This is a genomic window from Longimicrobium sp., assembly GCF_036387355.1.
GTDB lineage: Bacteria > Gemmatimonadota > Gemmatimonadetes > Longimicrobiales > Longimicrobiaceae > Longimicrobium.
This window is the reverse complement of the sequence record NZ_DASVTX010000544.1, coordinates 1-4715: the sequence shown is the minus strand read 5'-3', so window position 1 is coordinate 4715 and position 4715 is coordinate 1. Positions and strand designations below refer to the sequence as shown.

The 4715-nt window shown below is 69.7% G+C and carries 3 protein-coding genes; 1 reads left to right on the top strand and 2 read right to left on the bottom strand.

Annotated elements, in window-relative coordinates:
• Positions 1-24 precede the first annotated feature (24 nt).
• Positions 25-1203 (bottom strand): transcription termination factor Rho, encoded by a 1179-nt coding sequence (rho, locus tag VF665_RS23450; protein WP_331055911.1) that lies wholly within the window; start codon positions 1201-1203, stop codon positions 25-27.
• Between the two features lie 334 nt (positions 1204-1537).
• On the opposite strand from rho, the gene mrdA reads away from it, so the two are divergent.
• Positions 1538-3385 (top strand): penicillin-binding protein 2, encoded by a 1848-nt coding sequence (mrdA, locus tag VF665_RS23445; RefSeq protein ID WP_331055910.1) that lies wholly within the window; start codon positions 1538-1540, stop codon positions 3383-3385.
• A gap of 264 nt (positions 3386-3649) precedes the next feature.
• On the opposite strand, the gene VF665_RS23440 is transcribed toward mrdA, so the two are convergent.
• Positions 3650-4715 (bottom strand): ABC transporter substrate-binding protein (locus VF665_RS23440; RefSeq protein ID WP_331055909.1); only part of this gene is annotated, 1066 nt, incomplete at its 5' end.

The following is a 4715-nucleotide window of genomic DNA, read 5'->3' as shown; positions in this document are numbered from 1 at the left end:
TCGCCGTCCGGCCGCCCCGCGCGGTCAGCGCAGGCGCGACACCAGTTCGTCGTTGCTCGCCGTGCCGTCCATCTGCTTCATCAGCAGCTGAATGGCGTCCTCGGGCGAAAGCGAGTGCAGCGCGCGGCGCAGCTGGTGGATCTTGTCGATCTGCTCCGGCGGAAAGAGCATTTCCTCGCGGCGCGTGGCGCTTTTCTCCACGTCGATGGCGGGAAAGATCCGCTTGTCGGCCAGGGTGCGGTCCAGCACGATTTCGCTGTTGCCCGTGCCCTTGAACTCCTCGAAGATCACCTCGTCGCCACGGCTCCCCGTGTCGATGAGCGCGGTGGCGATGATGGTGAGGCTGCCGGTGCCGCCCCGCACCTTGCGCGCGCTGCCAAAGAAGCGCTTGGGCTTTTCCAGCGCGCCGCTGTCGATGCCGCCGCTCAGCAGCTTGCCCGTGCCGCGCTCGGTGGTGTTGTAGGCACGCGCCAGGCGGGTGAGCGAGTCCAGCACGATCACCACGTCGCGGCCGCTTTCCACCAGCCGCCGCCCGTGCTCCAGCACGATCTCGGCAACGGCCACGTGACGCTCCGCCGGGCAGTCGAAGGAGCTGGCGATCACCTCGCCGATCCCCAGCATCTGCATTTCGGTGACTTCTTCCGGCCGCTCGTCCACCAGCAGCACCATGAGCGCCGCGTCGGGATAGTTGACCGACACGCCCCGCATGATGGCCTGCAGCACCGTGGTCTTGCCGGCCTTGGCCGGGGCCACGATCAGCGCGCGCTGTCCCTTGCCCAGCGGCGCGATCAGGTCGATGATGCGGTTGGTGAAGTCGCGGCGGGAGCGGGAGGGGGCCGCCTCGGTGATTTCCAGCTTGAGCCGCTCGTCGGGGTACGAGGCGGGAAGAGAGCCGAAGTCGGCGCGGCTGCGGGCGCGGGCCGGGTCCAGCCCGTTCACCGCCGTCACGTCGTCCAGCGGCGGGCTCTTGCCGCGCCCCGGCGGCGTGCCGGTGGTGCCCGTAATGCGGTCGCCGGTGCGCAGCCCCAGGCGGCGGATCACCGACTGCGATACAAAGACGTCCCCGTCCGCCGGCTGGTAGCCGTGGGCGTAGGTGCGCAGAAAGCCGCTGCCGCTGGGCAGAATTTCAAGGATGCCGTCCGCAGTGGGAAGCGGCGCGGCGGCGGTGCTCGCCGCGGCGGACGGTTGGGTGGAAAGGCTCATGCAGGTGTTCTGGTTTGGTCTTCCGGAACGCGGAGGCACACCGGCGGAGGGCCGGGTTCAAACGGAGGAGCCGCGCGTTTTCGGGTTGGGTTCCGCGCCGGGAACGAACGTCAAGTCGCGTGCCGCGGAGGCGGCGTGGGTAGAGTGACGTTTCGGGCGTGGATGCGCGCAAGATACCCGCCTCGCGAAAATGCGCAAGGGGACATGCGCAGAGTTTGTCGACGCCAGCCCTTCGCCCCGGATGTTCGGGGGATGTTCCGTCTGGCGCAAAGCCATTTGCCGATATACCTTTACGCGGTCCCCCTCCCTGCTGTTTCTGCCGATCCGGCTCCGGATGTCGCGCTTTCAGGAATTCTCGGCCCGCCCCGCGGACCCGTTTCACCCGCACTCCCGCCGCCAGCGCGCCCTGGGCGGCGTGCTCTTTGTGTTCATGGCGCTGGGGCTGCTGGGCTCCGCGTTCTTTCGCACGCAGGTGCTGCGCAACAGCGAGTTCGTCCTGCGCTCCGACGACAACCGCTTCGAGGTGCTGCCCATCGCCGCGCCCCGCGGCGCCATTACGGACCGCAACGGCAAGCTGGTCGCCGAAACGGTGACCGGCTACGACCTGCTGGTGGAGCCCGGCCCCGCCGACGCCGTGCGCGCCCGCCTGGCCGCGGTCACCCCGCTGCTGGGGCTGGACACCGCCGCCGTGGAGCAGGCCGTGCGCGCCGCGCGCACCAGCCGCGGCAAGCCGGTGCGGGTGCTGGGCAACCTGACCTTTGAGCAGGTGTCGCGGCTGGAGGAGCGCCGCGGCCAGATCCGCGGCGTGATGCTGAACCCGCACCCCGTGCGCCGCTACCCCGCGGGCTCCGCCGTGGCGCACGTGGTGGGCTACGTGCTGGAGATCAACGACCGCGAGCTCCGCAGCAAGGAGTTCGAGGGCTACCGCGCCGGGCAGCACATCGGCAAGACGGGGGTGGAGCGGCAGTACGAGCGCGCCCTGGGCGGCACCGCGGGCGCGCAGTACATCGAGGTGGATGCGCGCGGCCGCGTGCTGGGCCGCTTTGCCCCGGCCGTCAGCGAGGCGCCCAAGCCGGGCGCCGACATGAAGCTCACGCTGGACCTGGACCTGCAGCGCTACGCCCAGCAGGTGTTTCCCGCGGGGATGAAGGGCGCGGTGGTGGCCATGGTGCCCTCCACGGGCGAGATCCTGGCCATGTACTCCGCCCCCACCTACGACCCCAACCTGTTCGTGGGCGGCGTGAACGCGGCGGACTGGACGCGGCTGAACAGCGACCCCGCGCGGCCCATGGTGAACCGCGCGGTCGCGGGCGTCTATCCGCCCGCGAGCACGTGGAAGCTGGCGACGGCCATCGTGGGGCTGGAGCGCGGCGTCATTACCCCCGACTACGTAATGCCGGTGCAGTGCGTGGGCGGCATGGCGTACGCCGGCCGCTACTCGCGCTGCTGGAAGCGCGAGGGCCACGGCCCGCAGAACCTGATCCGGGCCATCGCCAACTCCTGCAACGTGTACTTCTACCAGCTGGGCATCCGGCTGGGGCTGGACAACCTCACGCGCGAGGGCACGCGGCTGGGCTTTGGCCGGTCCACGGGGATCGACATGCCGGGTGAAAAGAGCGGCACCTTTCCCACCGGGCGCGACTGGTACGTGAACCGCTTCGGCTGGCGCCCGCCGCCCAGCGAGGTGATGAACCTGTCCATCGGGCAGGGCCCCAACTCGCAGACGCCGCTGCGGATGGCGCAGTTCTACTCGGCCATGGCGGGCAGCGGCACGGCGCGCCGCCCGCACATCCTCATGAACGCCGAGGCGCCCGTGGAAACCAACCTGGGGATCAGCCGGCAGACGCTGGCCTCGGTGTGGGAGGGGATGGCGGCGGTGGTGGAGGAGGGCGGCACCGCGCACGCCGTGGAGCTCACCCGGTGGAAGCTGTACGGCAAGACGGGAACGTCGCAGAACACCGAAGATCCCAAGCGTCCGCACGCCTGGTTTGCCGGGTTCGCGGGGCCGCGCGGCGGGCAGCCGGAGATCGTGGTGACGGTGATCGTGGAGTTCGGCGAGAGCGGCGCGCACGCCGCGGCGCCCGTGGGGGCGCGGATCGCCGACTACTACCTGAACAAGAAGCACGGCTTCCGCAATCCGCCCCTGACTTCCGAGTCCACCGCGGTCACTCGCGCGAACTGAAGCAACCGCATCTCTCACGGAGGGCACGGAGGTTCACGGTGGAACAGAAGGGCATCACGCCGGAGCGCGGAGAGAACGACGAAACCGTCTCCCTTTGTATTCTGTCTCCGTGTCTCTGCGCTCTTTGATGTTGCTGTTGCCTTCTCCGTGACCTCCGTGCAACCCTGTGACCTCCGTGAGAGACGGGGTTAACATTGTCTGAGGCGCGCAGCAAAAGCGGCCCTCCCCGCCAGTGGGGAGGGCCGCTTTCTGTCAGGAGGACGGTCAGCGGGTGCGGTCGCGGCCGATGCGGCGGTTCTCGGGGACGGACCAGAAGATCACGTCCTCCCACCACTCCGGGCCCCGGAACTTCACGTTCGCGAACCGCTCGCTCGCGGCGTAGAACTCCGGGTCCAGAAAGATCGGCGCGTACACCGCGTCGTCGATCACCATCTGCTCCATGCGCGTCCACATGCCGCGCGCGGCGGTGGTGTCGTTCTCCACCAGCACGGAGTCGATCAGCGCATCCACCCGGGGATTGCTGTACCCCGCGAAGTTTGGCCCCTTGGGCGGAATGCTGCGCGAGTGCCAGATGGCTTCCGCGTTGGGCCCCATCACCCCCGGGCCCCATCCCCATCCCCAGAACGAGGCGGTGAAGTCACGCCCGCGCAGCCGCTCCACCCACGTGGTGCGCTCGTACTGACGCGGCTGCAGGTTCACCCCGATCTTCTTGAGCTCCGCCTGCATGGCCACCAGCATGTCGCCGCGCACCGGGTCCGCCGCGCTGAACTCCACCTGAATGGTGAGCGGCTGCCCGCCCTTGTCGCGGATGCCGTCGGCGTTGGTGTCGCGCCACCCCGCCTGGTCCAGCAGCCGCCCCGCCTCCGCGGCGTTGTACGCAATCGGGCGCACCGCGCCCGCCGCCGGGTCGATCAGCGGCGGAATGGGGGTGAGCGCCGCCTTGCCCTGCTCCCCGAACAGCCCGCTGACGATCCCCTGCCGGTTCACCCCCATCAGAATGGCGCGGCGAACGTTGACGTCGTTCACCGGCGCCTTCTGCGTGTTGAAGGCGATCCACCCCGGCCGCACCTGCGCCGCCGTGTACAGCTTGACGCCGCGCGCGTTCTTGAGTTCGCCGTACTGGTGCGCGGGAACCTTGGCCAGGTCGCCGTTGCCGTTCATCAGCTCGGTGAGCCGCGCCGTGGGCTCGGGGATCAGCCGGATGACGATGCGGTCCAGCGAGGGGCGGCCCTCCGGCGCGTCGGGGTTGGCCGTCAGCATGAGCTGCTGCCCCTTCTGCCACTGCCCGAAGCGGAACAGCCCGTTGCCCACCGGCCGCTGGCTGAAGGCG

Coding starts and splice junctions, on each gene's coding strand:
- rho (WP_331055911.1), bottom strand. CDS start 1,203: ATGAGCCTTTCCACCCAACCGTCCGCCGCGGCGAGCACCGCCGCCGCG.
- mrdA (WP_331055910.1), top strand. CDS start 1,538: ATGTCGCGCTTTCAGGAATTCTCGGCCCGCCCCGCGGACCCGTTTCAC.